The following is a 14855-nucleotide window of genomic DNA, read 5'->3' on the forward strand; positions in this document are numbered from 1 at the left end:
GGGACCGGGCGGGAGGTGGCCGGTCCACGCCGTTTCGGCGTCCTGACCCCGGGGTACCTGCGGCCACCAATGAAACCCTTCGCCCTGCCCGCCACCCGGCTCCGGCGCGCTGCCCGGCACCGGTTCGGCTGGCCAACGCTGCGTCCCGAACAGCTCACCGCGATGCGGGCACTGCTGCGCCGCCGGGACGCCCTCGTCGTGCTGCCCACCGGGGCCGGCAAGTCCGCCGTCTACCAGGTACCGGCGACCCTGCTCCCCGCCCCGACGGTGGTGATCTCCCCGCTGCTCGCGCTGCAACAGGACCAGATCACCGCGCTCAACGACCGAGGCCGACCGGAACTGCGCGCGGTACGGATCAGCTCCGCGGAGAACGCCGGCCAGCGGGCCGCCGCCCTGGACGACATCCGGCACGGCCGGGCCCGGTTCCTGTTCACCACCCCCGAGCAGCTCGCCAACCCGGACCGGCTGGCCGAGGTACGCGCGCTCCGCCCGGCCCTGGTCGCCGTCGACGAGGCACACTGCATCTCCGCCTGGGGGCACGACTTCCGACCCGACTACCTGGCCCTCGGGCAGCTGATCAACCAGCTGGGTCGACCCCCGGTGGTCGCGTTGACCGCGACCGCCTCCCCACCGGTCCGCGACGACATCGTCGCCCGGCTCGGCCTGCGCCGTCCCCGGATCGTGGTCTCCGGACTGGACCGGTCGAACCTCTTCCTGGAGGTGGCGAACTGCGCCACCGAGGAGGTGCGGTGGCGGCGGCTGGTCGCGCTGCTGGAGGCCGAGGCCCGCCCCGGGATCGTCTACGTGCCGACCCGGCGGGCGGCCGAGGAACTCGCCACCCGGCTGACCGAGGCCGGTTTTCCGGCGGAGCACTACCACGGCGGGATGCCGGCCGGCGCCCGCGAGGAACGCCACCAGCGGTTCCTCGACGACCAGGTGCCGGTCATGGTCGCCACCTCGGCGTTCGGAATGGGCATCGACAAACCGAACATCCGCTGGGTGGCACACATGGCGTTACCGGACGCGCCGGACAGCTACCTGCAGGAGATCGGCCGTGCCGGCCGGGACGGCGACCCCGCCCGCGCGCTGCTGCTCTGGCGCGCCGAGGACGTCGGGCTGCGCCGCTACTTCACCGGCGGCGCCCCGGACCCGGACCAGCTGCGTGACCTGGCCGCACTGCTACGCGACGGTCCGCTGTCCCGCAAGGCGCTACGGGAACGCACCGGGCTGGGCACCCGCAAACTCGGGCAGCTGCTCGCCCTGCTGGAGCGGGTCGGTGCCGCGACGACCCTGGCCGACAACCAGCTCGGCAGCCCCCGGTACGCCCCGGCCCCGACCGACGCGGCATCGGCGGCGCTGGCCGAGGCGGAACGGCAACTCGCCGTGCAACGCTCCCGGACCGACATGATGCGCGCGTTCGCGGAGACCATGGGGTGCCGGGGCCAGGTGCTGCTCGCCTACTTCGGGGAACGGCTGCCGAACCCGTGCCAGCACTGCGACAACTGCCACGCGGGCAACGTGGAACCGCCGGGCGCCGCACCCGCCGCTGACGAACCGTTCCCGGTACGCAGCGCGGTCCGGCACCCGGAGTGGGGTCCCGGACTGGTCCTCGGCTACGAGGCGGACCGGATGACCGTGCTCTTCGAGGAGGTGGGCTACAAGACACTCTCCGTACCGGTGGTCAGCGAGCACGGCCTGCTCGTACCGGTTCCGGACTGATCCACGGTGGCCGGACCCGTCGGCACCCGGCGCACGTCGCGCCGGAACCGCCGACAGCGTGGTCCGGACCACCTGCGGCGTTGCGGATTGCGGTCAGCACGGCCGTGCCGTGAGATGTGATGGTTTGCCATCAGTGAAGGAGGGTTGCCATGACGGAACAACCGTTGTACACGACCGAGTTCGGATTCTCCGACGACGAGTGGGGCCTGCTCGTCGGCCTGCCCCAGTCGGTGCTGACCGCGGCCAGTGCCGCCGAGTCGGACGGCGGCCGCCGGACCAGGTCGGAGAACGCGGCCGGGCTGGAGAGCATCGCCGCCGGGCGGGAGTCGGCCAGCCCGCTGGTCGCCGCCGTCGCCGGCGAACTGGTGGCCCGGGTCGGCGACCCGGAGGCGGGCGAGGAACTGCCGGTGATCGAACCGGCCGATCCGAAGGCGATGATCGCCGACGTGCTGGCCCGGGCGGCGAGCGCGGCGAAGCTGCTCGACGGTCGGGTCGACGAGGGCGAGGCCGGTGCGTACAAGCACTGGCTGCTCTCCATCGCCGAGCACGTGGTCACCGCCGCGTCCACCGGTGGCGTACTCGGACTCGGCGGCGAGGAGATCACCGAGGCCGAGCGGCGGTTCCGGGACGAGCTGTCGCACGTGCTCAACGACTGAACGACCACCGGTGGGCCGGGCCGCGTGATGCTCGGCACCGCGGCCCGCCCCCGCGACCCAGCCGGGCACGTCCACCAGGAGGGCATGCCCGACGACCGTCCCCCGGCCCTGCCTCACCGGTCCGGGCCGAGCAGTTCCAGCACCGCCGCCTCGGCCTCCGCCAGCGGCGCCTCGGCGGGCACCCCGGCGAGTACGCCGTCGTGGTAGAGGTCGACCACCCGGGGATGCACGTAGGAGGCGCGGGCGACCGCCGGGGTGTTGCCGAGCAGCGTGGCCACGTCCCGCATCACCGCCGCCACGGCGCGCCGCCGCCCGGTCGTCGAACGCGGCGGCTCGACGGCCGCCAGCCGGGTCGCCGCGAGCACGGTGGCGTGCCAGGTACGGAAGTCCTTGGCGGTCATCTCCCCGCCGCTCGCCGTACGCAGGTAGTCGTTGACCTCGTCACTGCGTACGTCCCGCCAGCTCTGACCGTCCCAGTAGCCGAACAGCCGGGCCGCCGCGCGCCGCCGTCGTCGCAGCTCCCGCAGCACCTGGCAGAGCCGGGGCTCGTCGATCCGCAACTGCTGGGCGATGCCGCCCTTCGCCGGGAACTCGAACACCACGGCGCCGCCCCGGCACCGGGTGTGCTCGGGACGCAGTGTCGCCACCCCGAACGTCGGTTCCTCGCCCACCGCGTACTGGTCGCTGCCGACCCGGAACGTCCCCATGTCCAGCAGCTTCGCGACCGTGGCCAGCACCCGGGGTCGACGCAGCCCCCGGGTGGCGAGATCCTCGTCGACCCGCTCCCGCAGCGCCGGCAACCGGGTGGCCACCTCCAGTACGTGGTCGAACTTGGCCTGGTCGCGTCGGACCCGCCAGAACGGGTGGTAGAGGTACTGCCGCCGACCGGCCGCGTCGGTCCCGGTCGCCTGGATGTGCCCGGTCGGGTGCGGACAGATCCAGACGTCCCGCCAGGCGGGCGGGATCACCAGCGACCGGAGCCGGTCGATCTCGTCCGGATCCCGCAACGGACGGCCGTCGACGTCCAGGAAGACCACGCCCCGGCCGTACCGCCGCCGCCCGTAGCCGGGCGCCGAGGGGTCGCTACGCCGCAGTCGCACGGCGCTCCCGTCCCGCCCGCTCGACCTCCGACGCGGCGGTCAGCACCTCGTCGACCTCGATCGCGGCCAACGCCGGATGGATCCGGGTCCAGGCACCGTCCGGATCGGACACGTCGACCGGCGCCGAGGGGTGGTGACCACCCGTGACGCCACCGGCCGCGCCCAGGGCCCGATGCCAGGACCGGTCCGGGGGCGGGCCCCAACGCGTCGACGCGACCGGTCCGAACAGCACCACCGACGGGGTCCGGTACGCGGTCGCCAGATGCGCCACCCCGGTGTCCGTACTCACCACCAGTCGTCCGTACGCGACCACGGTGGCCAGCTCGACCAGGCTGAGCCGGCCGGCGAGCACGGCGGTGTTCGGCAGTCCGGCCCCGGCGACCACCCGCTCGACCAGGTCACGTTCGGCCGCCGAGCCGGTCACCACCACCCGGTGCCCGGCCCGGGTCAGCTCCCGGGCCAGCGCGGCGAACCGGGCCGGCGACCACCGGCGCTCGGTGCCCTTGCCGCCCGGGTGCAGCACGGTCACCCCGACCGGCACCCGGCGGGGCGCCGGTCGGCGCAGCTCCAGGTCCTCCGGGTCGGACTCGACGCCGTACCAGCGCAGCAGCCGGCACCACCGGTGCACCTCGTGCTCGTCGTCGCGCCACGGCGGGCCGTCCAGGTGCCCGGCCTCCGGACAGGCGAAGGCGCAGAGCCGCTCCGCCCCGGCGGCACCGAGCAACCGGTGCGACTCCGGGCCCCGCCCGTGCAGGTTGACCGCCCAGTACGGGGTCGGCCCCGGCCACCCGTCGACCGGGTCCAGCCCCTCGGTGTGCAGCACGTTGTCGACGTCGCCGATCAGCTCCGCCAGCGGGGCGAGCCAGTCCGGTGCCGCGACCGACAGGGTGTGCTCCGGAAACGCGGCACGCAGTCCGCGCAACGCCGGCACCGCCGTCGCCAGGTCGCCGACCCCGAGTGCCCGCAGCACCAGGATCACGGGTACGACGTCTCCCGGTCGGCGCAGACCACCATCTCCCGGATCGCACATCCGGGGGGCTGCCGCAGGGCGAACAGGATCGCGGCGGCCACGTCGGCCGGGTTGTTCAGGGCAGCGTCGGGGCCGGGCCGGTACTGCGCCTCCCGCTCGTCGAAGAAGGCGGTCCGCATGCCACCCGGGATCAGCAGGGTCACCCCGACCACGCCGGCCAGTTCGGCGGCGAGCGCCCGGGTGAAGCCGACCACGCCGAACTTCGCCGCGCAGTACGCGGTGGCGTCGCCGACCGCCTTCACCCCGAGGGTGGAGGCGACGGTGACCACCTGGCCCCGCGAGCGTTCCAGGTAGGGCAGGGCGGCCCGGATCACCGCGGCGGTGGCGAACAGGTCGATGGTGACCACCCGCTCCCAGGTCTCGGCCGGCACGTCGGCCAGCCGGCCCGGTACGTCGACCCCGGCCGCCGTCACCACCGCGGCCAGTCCGCCGGACCGTTCGGCGAGTTTCCGGGTCGCCTCCTCGGCGGCCCGGGTGTCGGCCAGATCGCAGGCGGCCCACGGGACCTGCACCGTCGGCGCCTGCCGGTCCAGTACGCAGGGCCGGGCGCCGGCGGCGGCGAGCGCGGTGACCACCGCCGCCCCGAGGCCGCTGGATCCGCCGGTGACCAGGACCGCGCCGTCGGCCGACACGCCCGCGCCAGTCCCCGGACCGACGGTCGGCCCGCCGCCGAACAGTTCGCCGCTCACCGGCCACCACCCACCGGTCGGCCGGCCACCCGGGCCGCGGCGATCATCCGCGTCGTCGACCGGCCGTCCAGATAGGGCACCACGACGGCGTATCCGCCCCACCGCCGCAGGATCCCGGCCTCCGGCAGGTCGGGGCCGTCCCCGCCGGTGCCGTAGTCGCCGCCCTTGACCCAGATGTCCGGACGCAGCCAGGAGAGGGCCGCGTGCGGGGTCGGCTCGTCGAAGACCACCACCGCGTCCACACAGCCCAGGGCGGCCAGCAGGCGGGCCCGGTCGGCGTGCCGGACCAGCGGCCGCTCCGGTCCCTTCAACCCGGCCACACTGTCGTCGGAGTTGACGCAGACCACCAGGCAGTCGCCGAGTTGGCGGGCCGCCTCCAGGGTCGCCACGTGGCCCGCGTGCAGCAGGTCGAAACAGCCGCCGGTGGCGACCACCGTGCCGCCGGCGGCCCGGACCCGGGCGATCACGTCGCCGGCCGCCCGGGCACCGATCCGGTCGCTCCAGTCCACCGCGGCGATCGGCACCGTGCCGCGACCGGCGGTGGCGCCCGCGCCGTCCCGGACGATCCGGCCGATCGGCGGCGTCGCACCGGGCGGCAGCGCGGTGCCGGCGACCGACGGTGGCGCGTTCATCACGGGTACGGCGGTCGCCGCCCCACCACCGGCCACGTACCCGGACGCCTCGGCGACGGCCCGCTGCACCGCCTCGGAGACCAGCGCCCCCTCGGCGAGAGCCAGGGTCGCGGTGGCGGCGAACCGGTCGCCGGCCCCACAGGTGTCGCCGTCGGCACAGGCCGGGGCCGGAACCATCAGCGGTGTCGCGCCGGCGTGCCGCAGCAGCGCGCCGTCCCCGCCCAGGGTCACCGCCACCGCGGCGGCCCGCCACCGTTCCCGCAGCGCCTGCGCGCTCCGGGACGCGTTCGTCAGCCGCGAGCCGCTCGGCGCCACCCCGCCGAGTTCCCGGGCCTCCACCTCGTTCGGGGTGGCCAACCGCACCCCGGGCACCGCCGCCGGACCCCGGGGATGCGGGTCCCAGACGATCGGCGCCGCGGTCGCGGCCAGGGCCGCGCGCAGGGCGGGATGCCGGGCCACCCCCCGGCCGTAGTCGCTGACCAGGATCGCCGACGCGTCGGCCAGCAACTCCAGCACCGCGTCCGTCGGCTCGCCGGGCGGTCCCGCCGGTCCACCCCGGTCGTGCCGCAGCAGCACCCGCCCCCGCGTCCGGAGCCGGATCTTCTCCGGCGTCGCGCCCGGCAGCGGCAGCCCGTAGACCTGGACGCCGGCGGCGGTGAGCAGTTGGCTCAACCGCGCCCCACCCTCGTCGTCGGCGAGCCCGGTGACGAGCGCGACCTCGAACCCACGACCGGCGGCGAAGAGCGCCGCCAGCCCGGCTCCGCCCGGCCGGTCCACACTGGTGTTCTCGTCCAGCACCGGCACCGGCGAATCCGGACACAGCCGGTTCACCACACCCTCGACGTCCCGGTCGAGCAGCGTGTCGCCGACGACCACCACTCTCCCGGTCACCGCTCCTCCTCGCTCCCGCCTGGGGCGATGTCGCCCAGGTCGATGCCACCCGGCACCCGCAGCACGAGTTCGTCCTCCACCCCGGACGGTCGTACCGGCGACGGACCGGGGGGTGGCGGTCCGACCGGCGTCGAGCCGTCCACCCTCGGCTGGCCGACGGGCTCGCCGGCCGGTTCGGTCGTCGTCGTCCCCGCCCCGGTCCCGGCGTACGCGGCGACCGGCGGGCGCTGGCCGGCGGCGTACCCACCGGCCGGGCCGAGCAGCACCGGCAGGTACGCGTCGACGTAGCCGCAGAGCACGTGTGCCGAGACCAGGTGCAGTTCCTGCACCACCTGGCTGTCCGGTGAGGGCACCGCCAGGACGTCGGTGCAGGCGTCGGCGAGCGGGTTCGGGGTCGGGCCGGTGAACGCCCAGCAGCGCAGGCCGATCTCCCGGCCGGCGCGGGCGGCCCGGACCAGGTTGGCGCTGCGGCCACTCGTCGACAGCAGCAGCAGGATGTCGCCGGGGCGGCCGTGGGCCCGTACCTGCCGGGCGAAGACCTCGTCGAAGCCGTAGTCGTTGCCGAGGGCGGTGAGTGAGGCGGTCTCCGCGCAGAGCGCGATCGCCGACAGCGGGGCCCGGTCCTCGCGGAGCTTGCCGACGAGTTCGGCGGCCAGGTGCTGGGCCTCGGCCGCGCTGCCGCCGTTGCCGGCCACCAGCAGCCGGCCGCCGCCGGCCAGCAGCCGGGCCAGTTCGTCACCCCAGCGGCCCAGCCGGCCGGCCACCGACCGGTACGGCAGCAGCGCCGAGGCGAGTCCGGCGAGGTGACCGTCGAGCAGCTCGGTCGACGTCGTCCCGCTCATCCGGCGACCACCCCGCTCGGTCGCCGCACCTCACTGACCGCCGAGTAGACGGCCCCGATCTGGTCGGCGGTACGGCTCCACGAGTACTCACGGTGGGCCCGGTCCAGTGCCGCCCGGGCGTAGCCGTACCGGCGTACCCGGTCGACGATCAGGTCCCGGACGGCCGCGCCGAGCGCGGCGGGATCGCGGGGTGGCACCAGGTCGCCGGTCCGCCCGTCGACGACGGTGTCGGTGAGTCCACCGACGGCGGTGCCGACCACCGGCACCCCGCAGGCCATCGCCTCCAGCGGGGTGAGTCCGAACGGCTCGTACCAGGGGGCGGCGACCAGCAGGTCCGCCGAGCGGTACCAGTACGGCATCTCCTCGCGCGGCACCGCGCCGATCAGCCGTACCCGGTCGGCGACGCCGACCTCCTCGGCGAGTGCCCGCAGCCGCCGCACCTGCGGGTCGGTGTCGACCTCGCCGGGCGGCGGCCCGCCGACGATCACACACTCGGCGTCGGGGATCATCGGCATCGCCCGGACCAGGTCCTGGTAGCCCTTCCGTTCCACCAGCCGGCCGACGGTGAGGATCCGGGGCCGGCCCGGGGTACGGGGGACGGCCGGACCCTCGGGCGAGAAGGTCCGGTTGTTGACCCCGGACGGGATCACCGTCATGCGGTCCAGCGGGACCCCCATCCGGACCAGTTCCCGGACCTCGTCCTGGCTCTGTGCGATGACCCGGTCCACGGCCCGGCCGAGGGCCCGCTCGTAGCCGACCCGGCGGGCCGGGCTGGTGTCCGCCGTGCCCTGGTGCCGCCGCTTCACCGTGCCCAGCGCGTGGTACGTCTGCACCACCGGCACCCCGGTCTGCCGGGCGGCCGCGATGCCGGCCAGTCCGCTCATCCAGAAGTGCGCGTGCACCACGTCGGGGACCCAGTCGTCGGCCCGCCACCGCCCGACCAGCCAGGCGCTGAAGTCCTTCATGTACGGCAGCAGCTCGTCCTTGGCGATCGGCTCGGGCGGGCCGGCCGGCACGTGTACGACGTCGACGGCGTCGGACATCCGGACCGTCTCGGGCAGTTCCGGGCCGTCCCGACGGGTGTAGACCCGGACGTCGTGGCCGGCGGCGGCGAGTGCCGTGGAGAGCTCGGCGACGTGGGTGTTCTGGCCGCCGGCGTCCTCCCCGCCGAGTACCGCGAGCGGGCTGGCGTGCTCGGAGATCATCGCTACGCGCATACTTCCTCCTCCAGCAACCGGTCCCAGTCCGCCAGGAACCGGTCCAGGCCGTACCGGGCCTGCGCGGCCTCGCGGGCCTTGGCGCCGAGCCGGTGGGCGGCCCCCGGTTCGGCGATGAGCCGTCGGGCGGCCCCGGTGAGGGTCTCCACCCGGGTGTCGAGCACCCCGGCCTCCGGCGGTACGGCGGCGACCGCCTCGGTCGTGGCGAGCACGACCACGGGCATCGCCATCGCCATCGCCTCGATCAGGCTCAGTCCGAGCGACGTCCACCGGCACAGGTGCAGGTACGCCCGCCGCCGGGCGATCTCCGCCTGCATCCGGCTCTGCGGCAGGTCGTCGTAGACGACCAACCGGTCGGCCGGCAGCCCGAGCCGTTCCGGCAGACCGGCGACGCCCATCCCGAAGACGTCGAGCGGGGCGATCTCGGCGAACAGCGGCAGCAGGTCGGTGCCGGTCACCCGCCAGCGGCGTACCGGTTCGTTGACCACCACGGCGAGCCGGGGCAGTTCGCCGGTGTACGTCGCGGTCGGGGCCACGATGCCGTGCTCGACGACGGCCGTCCGGGTCCCGCCGGTGTCCCAGAACAGCGCGTTGAAGTGGGTGACGTGCGCGATCAGCAGGTCGTCGCGGTCGGCCAGCGGATGGCGGCTGTTCGGCACGTTCCCCTCTTTCGGGGTGTTGTGCTCGACGAAGATCGCGGGGAGGTCCCGACCGATCCGCCGGCCGAGCCAGCGCTCGGCGAGGTCGATCTCCTCCGGTCGTTGCAGCACCACCAGGTCCACGTCGGTCTCGGCGAGTGCCTCCGGGCTCACCTCGTCGACCGTGTCCGGCCACTGGTAGGTCCGGGCCCGCCCCAGGCCGTACGGGCCGCGGTCCGGGGTGACCGGGACGAGGTACCGGTGCTTGCCGTGCACGAAGGCGGTGGTCCAGGAGCCGTGCACGTGCCAGAGCAGGATGTTCACGGCCCCACCTCCTCCAGGCCGGCCGCCGCGTTGGCGAGCACCGGTCCACCGGCCGCGACGGCGGCGGTGAGCAGGCCGGCCGGCGGGACCGGCGTACCGGGGTCGTGGTCCGTCGGGTTACGCCGGTCGAGGAGCCGGACCGCCTCCACCACCTGTCGCGGCGCGATGTCCGACAGGCACGGATGGCCGGGCACCGGACAGCTGGTGGCCCTGGTGTGCCGGCAGCCGGCGTCGGCGGCGCCGAGGCGTACCGTCGGCACGCGGTAGGGCCCCCACTGTCCGAACGGGACGGTGGGGGCAAAGAGGCTGACCACGGGAACCCCGACCGCCGCGGCGAGGTGTGCCGGGCCGGTGTTGCCGACCACCAGGCAGTCGGCCCGGGCGATGATCGCGGCCAGGCCGGCCAGTGAGGTCTGCCCACCGAGGTCGATGCCGGTACGGCCGGCGACCTGGGCGGTCAGCGTATCCTCGCCCGGGCCGCCGGTCACCACCACCCGGTGGCCGGCGTCGGTCAGTGCCACGACGATCTCCGCACACAGTGCGGGCGGGCAGGCCCGGGCCGGCACCGAGGACCCGGGGTGCACCACGACGTAACCGGGCGCGGGCAGTCCCGCCCTGTCGTCGTCGACCGTCGGCCGGACACCGACCGTCACCGCGCCGCCATCCGTCGCCCTGTCGTCGACCGTCGCCACCCCGCCGGTCGCCCCCGCACCGTCGAACGTGACCGGGGCGCGCGCCGGGCCCGGTTCGCCGCCGGACCCGCCGAGCCGGTCGGTACGCAATCGCAGCAGCGGTTCGTCGTCCACCGGCAACCGGAATCCGGCCGCCGCCGCGAGCGACAACGCCCGTTCGACCTCCGGAACACCCGCCGGCACCCGGTGCCGTACGTCCAGCAGCGATCCCGGGTAGTCGTCGCTGATCGCCGAGATCCGCGCCACCCCGGCCATCCGCAGCAGCAGGGCCAGCGGCAGCGCGGACTGGTGGAAGGAGGTGAACAGGACCGCCTCGTCCGCACCGATCCGGGCCAGGCGTTCGACCAGGCGGGCCATCTCCCTGGCGTCGACCGGCCCGGGCCGGGGATCGATCCAGGGCAGCCGCCACTCCACCAGTTCGTCCACGCCCGGCAGCAGTTCGGCGGCGGCCCGCCCACGCGGGCCGCAGAGCAGCACCACCCGGTCGGCGCCGGCCGCCACCGCCCGGATCGCCGGGCCGGTGACCAGCACGTCCCCGACCGAATCGGATCGGACGACCAGCACCCGGCGGGAACGCCCGGTGCGGGTCCGCGACGCCGGCCCGCCCGGGTCCCCGACGGTCGGCACACCGTCGTCCACACCGAGCCGGTGACGGCGGAGGATCAGGTCCGCCGCGGCCGCCAGATCGTCCGTCACTGCGGGTGCCGCGGCCACCTCCTCGGCCCGGGTCACCGCCGTCGGGACCAGGATGGCGCTGGCACCGGCCGCGCCGGCCGCGGTCATGTCCGCACCGATGTCGCCGACGAGCACGCACCGGGTGGGACGGGTGCCCAGAGCCTCGGCCGCCGCCCTGACCAGGCCGGGCGCGGGCTTGCGGCAGCGGCAGCCGGTGGTGCCGGGAGCCGCCGGGGCGTGCGGACAGACCTGCCAGCTGTCGAACGGTCCGAGGAGTTCGTCGACCCGGGCGTTGACCCGGGTCAGGTCGGCGTGGCTGAACCGGCCACGGGCGATACCGGACTGGTTCGTCACCACCGCCAGCCGGAGCCCGGCTGCACGCAGCCGGTCCAGGGCCTCGCGGGCTCCCGGTAGGGGGCGCACCCGCGCCGGATCGCCGTTGTACGGCACGTCCTCGATGAGTGTGCCGTCCCGGTCGAACAGCACCGCGTCGAACAGTCCGGGCCGGACCCGCACCTCGCCAGGGTCACCGTGCGGTGCCCCTGACCTGCGCTGATGCGGGTCGACCTGGTCGTTGCGCACGGCGGCGGGTTCCCGTGGGCAGGAGGAGTAAACATCAATTCCACGGGGTGGCGGACATGCCGAGGGGGCCGTACGCCGCCTGGCGTACCGGCGTTGTCAGTTGGTCGGCGAGGAGCGGGATGGAGGGCCCGAACCGCCGCCGGCACGGATCAGACCGTCGCCGGGCTCGGCGGAGCCCCAGCCAACGGTGTCCCTCCGTCATTACCCGGGACGTCCGGCGGCTACCGCACGGGTCGACGGCAATCCGCAGGGTCGCCGACGAAGCTGGGAATTGTCACAGGATTCTTCCGGTGTTCGGCCAAACCGGGTCCCCGCGTTGGCTTTCGCCATGGTGACGACTGGTTTGTAACCGTTGGCCCGTGTTGTAGCGAGCACTCCATGCCACGTTACGCTTTGCCCCTGACCGCTGTCGGCCAACCGAGGATGCCCCGATGATCGAACCCGTGGAGCTGCCATCTCCCTGGCGGGATGCTCGCCTGACCGTCGTCGTTCCCACCTACAACGAGGCGGGCAATCTTCCCGTACTGGTCGAGCGCCTGCTCGCCCTTCCACTGCCGGGGCTGAGCATCCTCGTCGCCGACGACAACTCGCCCGACGGCACCGGCGAGGTGGCGGACAAACTCGCCATCGAACATCCGGAACGGATCCACGTCGTACACCGTGCCGGCAAGGAGGGACTCGGGCGGGCGTACGTCGACGGTATCGGCCGAGCGCTGGACGGCGGCGCGGACTACGTCGCCCAGATGGACGCCGACCTCTCCCACCCGCCGGAGGCGCTGCCCGGCATGCTCGGCGCACTACTGTCCACCCGGGCCAGCGTGGTGATCGGTTCACGTTACGTACCGGGCGGCGAACTCGACCAGGCGTGGCCGCTGTACCGCCGGGCGCTGAGCGGGTGGGCCAACTTCTACGTACACACCCTGCTGCAGGTACGGATCCGCGACCTCACCGCCGGCTTCAAGATCTGGCGGGCGGACGCACTGCGGGACATCGGGCTGGACCGGGTCCAGTCGAACGGCTACAGCTTCCAGGTGGAGATGCACTACCTGGCCACGAAGCTCGGGCACACCATCCTCGAGGTGCCGATCCACTTCCAGGAGCGGCACGACGGCGACTCGAAGATGACCACCGCAACCAAGATCGAAAGCGCGCTGATGCCGTTCAAGCTGCGCGGGCGGCACCGCCACATCACCCGGGCGGAGACCTCGCCGGACACCACGGCCGAACAGCGGACCGACCCGGCCGAGACCTCGGACTGACCAGTGCGGCCCGGCGTCGGCGCGGCCCGGGACACGTGACCGGAACGGCGGGCGCTCGGGCGTGACGGCCCGCCGCGCCGCCGTCAGACGTGGCCGGCTGACCGCACGGTCCTCCGGGTAGCCGGCCCGCCACGCCGCCGTTGGGCGGCCCGCCGCGCGATCGGGGATGCCGGCGCACCCCGCCGCCGTCAGGCGTAGATCGCCCGCTGTGCCGCGGCGACGGCGGCGGCGTACATCCGCCCCGTCACCGCCCGGTCCCGGGCCAACGCGGCACGGGCGGCGTTGGCACCGGGTGCGCCGTGCACACCGCCGCCCGGATGCGCGGACGCCCCGGCCAGGAACAACCGGTCGACCGGCGTGTCCGCCCGTCCCAGGCCGGGTACCGGCCGCAGGAAGAGCTGCTGGTACGCCGCGGAGGTGCCGCCACCGACCGCGCCTCCGACCAGGTTCGGATCCCCCGCCGCGAGGTCGGCGGGCCCGGCCACGTGGCGCCCGCGAACCAGCGTCCCGAATCCGGGCGCGGCCCGCTCCAGCACCGCCTCGATCGCCTCGACCCGCTCGTCGACCTCCCCCGCCGACCACTGCCGCCGGAACGGCAGATGGGTGTACGCCCAGAGCGACTCCGTTCCCGCCGGCGAACGGCTCGGATCCGCCGCCGTCAGTTGCCCGGCCAGCACGAACGGCTCGTCCGGCAGCTCGTCCCGGTGCAGCGCCGCCGCATACCGGCTGAGCCCGTCCAGATCCGGGCCGAGGTGGACGGTGCCGGCACCGACGACGTCCCGATTCCGCCACGGCACCGGGCCGGACAACGCCCAGTCCACTTTGACCGTGGAGCCGTCCCAGCGGAAGTGCGCCAGATCCTCCACCAGCCGGGGCGGCAGGTGGGTGGCACCCACCAGGTCGAGGAGGAGCGACGGCGCTGGTACGTCGGCGAGCACCGCCCGCCGGGCCCGCCACAGTGCACCGTCCGCCGTACGCGCGCCCATCGCCCGGCCCCGGGCGACCAGGATCCGGTCGACCGGGGCGCGGTAGTGGATCCGGCCACCCTGGTCCAGCAGGCGGGCGACCAGGGCGTCGGTGATCCGTTGTGCGCCTCCGACCGGCACCGGCCAGCCGACCTGCTGCCCGAGCATGGCGAGCAGCCAGCCGTACACCCCGGAGCCCGCCTCGTCCGGGGAGAGGTCGGTGTGCAGCGCGCAGCCGGCCAGCAGCGCCGGACCACCCGCACCGGTGAAGAGCTCCGCGCCGAGCCGGCGGACCGGCAGGACGAGGCGACGGGCCAGTCGGAGCGCCCCCGCGGTACGCAGCCGCCGGACCAGCGCCAGGCCGGTGCGTACCGGCGGAAAGGGGGTGAAGAGCGCGTCGAGCAGCGGTCCGGAGAGCCCGCGCCACTCGGCGTACGCGGACAGCCACCGCTGCCCGTCCCCGGCGCCGAACCGCTCCAGGGAGGCCGCCGTGACCTCGGGATCGCGGTTGAGCACCACCGCCCGGTCGTCCGGGAATAGGTGCGCCAACACGTCCGGGGCGTGCCGCCAGGCCAGGCCGTGGCGGTCGAGGCCCAGCCCGCGCAGCACGGGCGAGGCGAACCCGAGCGGGTAGAACGCGCTGTAGAGATCGCTGAGGTACCCGGGCGCGGTCACCTCCGCCGACCGGACGGCACCGCCGGCACCGGCGGTCGCCTCGAGGACGAGAACGTCCCAGCCGGCGTCCGCGAGCAGGTTCGCCGCGACCAGGCCGTTGTGTCCGGCGCCGACGACGACGGCATCGGCACTCTCCCCCGCGCCCGTCACCCGGGCACTGTATCCCGCCGCCGGGCCGGCGTTCCGGCCCACGCCGTGACCGGCCCGGCCGCCCGGCCGCGTGACGGCGGCCGGCCCGTCGGCGCTACCCGCGTTGGATCGGCACAAAC

Annotated in this window: 11 protein-coding genes and 1 pseudogene; 3 read left to right on the plus strand and 9 right to left on the minus strand. The window is 74.8% G+C overall.

Features of this window, described 5'->3' with window-relative positions:
• The first annotated feature begins 69 nt into the window (after nucleotides 1–69).
• Nucleotides 70–1719 (plus strand): RecQ family ATP-dependent DNA helicase, encoded by a 1650-nt coding sequence (locus tag V1633_RS26195; RefSeq protein ID WP_331217060.1) that lies wholly within the window; start codon nucleotides 70–72, stop codon nucleotides 1717–1719.
• 149 nt (nucleotides 1720–1868) lie between these two features.
• Entirely contained in the window at nucleotides 1869–2375 is a 507-nt protein-coding gene (locus V1633_RS26200; RefSeq protein ID WP_331217061.1) for a hypothetical protein, read from the plus strand.
• 113 nt (nucleotides 2376–2488) lie between these two features.
• Here the strand turns inward: V1633_RS26200 and V1633_RS26205 are convergent, their stop codons facing one another.
• From V1633_RS26205 to V1633_RS26240, 8 genes are read right to left on the minus strand one after another with little or no spacing between them, the layout of a single operon-like run.
• Entirely contained in the window at nucleotides 2489–3475 is a 987-nt protein-coding gene (locus tag V1633_RS26205) for a DNA topoisomerase IB (protein ID WP_331217062.1), read from the minus strand.
• The gene (locus V1633_RS26210) at nucleotides 3459–4454 is read right to left on the minus strand and encodes a glycosyltransferase family 9 protein (RefSeq protein WP_331217063.1); all 996 of its coding nucleotides are present in this window, start codon (nucleotides 4452–4454) and stop codon (nucleotides 3459–3461) included. Before V1633_RS26210 ends, V1633_RS26205 begins: the two co-directional genes overlap by 17 nt.
• Nucleotides 4451–5137, minus strand: coding sequence for an SDR family oxidoreductase (locus V1633_RS26215; RefSeq protein WP_331217108.1), 687 nt, complete (start codon nucleotides 5135–5137; stop codon nucleotides 4451–4453). The genes V1633_RS26210 and V1633_RS26215 overlap by 4 nt, the downstream gene beginning before the upstream one ends.
• A 53-nt stretch (nucleotides 5138–5190) precedes the next feature.
• Nucleotides 5191–6702: a PfkB family carbohydrate kinase gene (locus V1633_RS26220; RefSeq protein ID WP_407952116.1), complete on the minus strand. Its 1512-nt coding sequence runs from the start codon at nucleotides 6700–6702 to the stop codon at nucleotides 5191–5193.
• Nucleotides 6703–6713: 11 nt separating this feature from the next.
• A complete protein-coding gene (locus V1633_RS26225; RefSeq protein WP_407952112.1) occupies nucleotides 6714–7559 on the minus strand; it encodes a D-sedoheptulose-7-phosphate isomerase in 846 nt (281 codons plus the stop codon).
• A complete protein-coding gene (locus V1633_RS26230; RefSeq protein WP_331217065.1) occupies nucleotides 7556–8776 on the minus strand; it encodes a glycosyltransferase in 1221 nt (406 codons plus the stop codon). Before V1633_RS26230 ends, V1633_RS26225 begins: the two co-directional genes overlap by 4 nt.
• Nucleotides 8767–9738 (minus strand): glycosyltransferase, encoded by a 972-nt coding sequence (locus V1633_RS26235; RefSeq protein ID WP_331217066.1) that lies wholly within the window; start codon nucleotides 9736–9738, stop codon nucleotides 8767–8769. The genes V1633_RS26230 and V1633_RS26235 overlap by 10 nt, the downstream gene beginning before the upstream one ends.
• Nucleotides 9735–11621 carry an HAD-IIIA family hydrolase gene (locus V1633_RS26240; RefSeq protein WP_331217067.1) on the minus strand — a complete coding sequence of 629 codons (1887 nt, stop codon included), beginning with the start codon at nucleotides 11619–11621 and terminating at the stop codon, nucleotides 9735–9737. The genes V1633_RS26235 and V1633_RS26240 overlap by 4 nt, the downstream gene beginning before the upstream one ends.
• 497 nt (nucleotides 11622–12118) lie before the next feature.
• On the opposite strand from V1633_RS26240, the pseudogene V1633_RS26245 reads away from it, so the two are divergent.
• A pseudogene (locus V1633_RS26245) lies at nucleotides 12119–12883 on the plus strand (polyprenol monophosphomannose synthase); the annotation flags it as partial.
• Nucleotides 12884–13134: 251 nt separating this feature from the next.
• Here the strand turns inward: V1633_RS26245 and V1633_RS26250 are convergent.
• The gene (locus V1633_RS26250) at nucleotides 13135–14736 is read right to left on the minus strand and encodes a phytoene desaturase family protein (protein WP_331217068.1); all 1602 of its coding nucleotides are present in this window, start codon (nucleotides 14734–14736) and stop codon (nucleotides 13135–13137) included.
• Nucleotides 14737–14855 lie beyond the last annotated feature (119 nt).

It is taken from the genome of Plantactinospora sonchi (genome assembly GCF_036422035.1).
GTDB lineage: Bacteria > Actinomycetota > Actinomycetes > Mycobacteriales > Micromonosporaceae > Plantactinospora > Plantactinospora sonchi.

What these genes read in the sequence shown, in the direction of transcription:
- V1633_RS26195 (WP_331217060.1), top strand. Translation starts at nt 70, where the DNA reads ATGAAACCCTTCGCCCTGCCCGCCACCCGGCTCCGGCGCGCTGCCCGG.
- V1633_RS26200 (WP_331217061.1), top strand. Translation starts at nt 1,869, where the DNA reads ATGACGGAACAACCGTTGTACACGACCGAGTTCGGATTCTCCGACGAC.
- V1633_RS26225 (WP_407952112.1), bottom strand. Translation starts at nt 7,559, where the DNA reads ATGAGCGGGACGACGTCGACCGAGCTGCTCGACGGTCACCTCGCCGGA.
- V1633_RS26230 (WP_331217065.1), bottom strand. Translation starts at nt 8,776, where the DNA reads ATGCGCGTAGCGATGATCTCCGAGCACGCCAGCCCGCTCGCGGTACTC.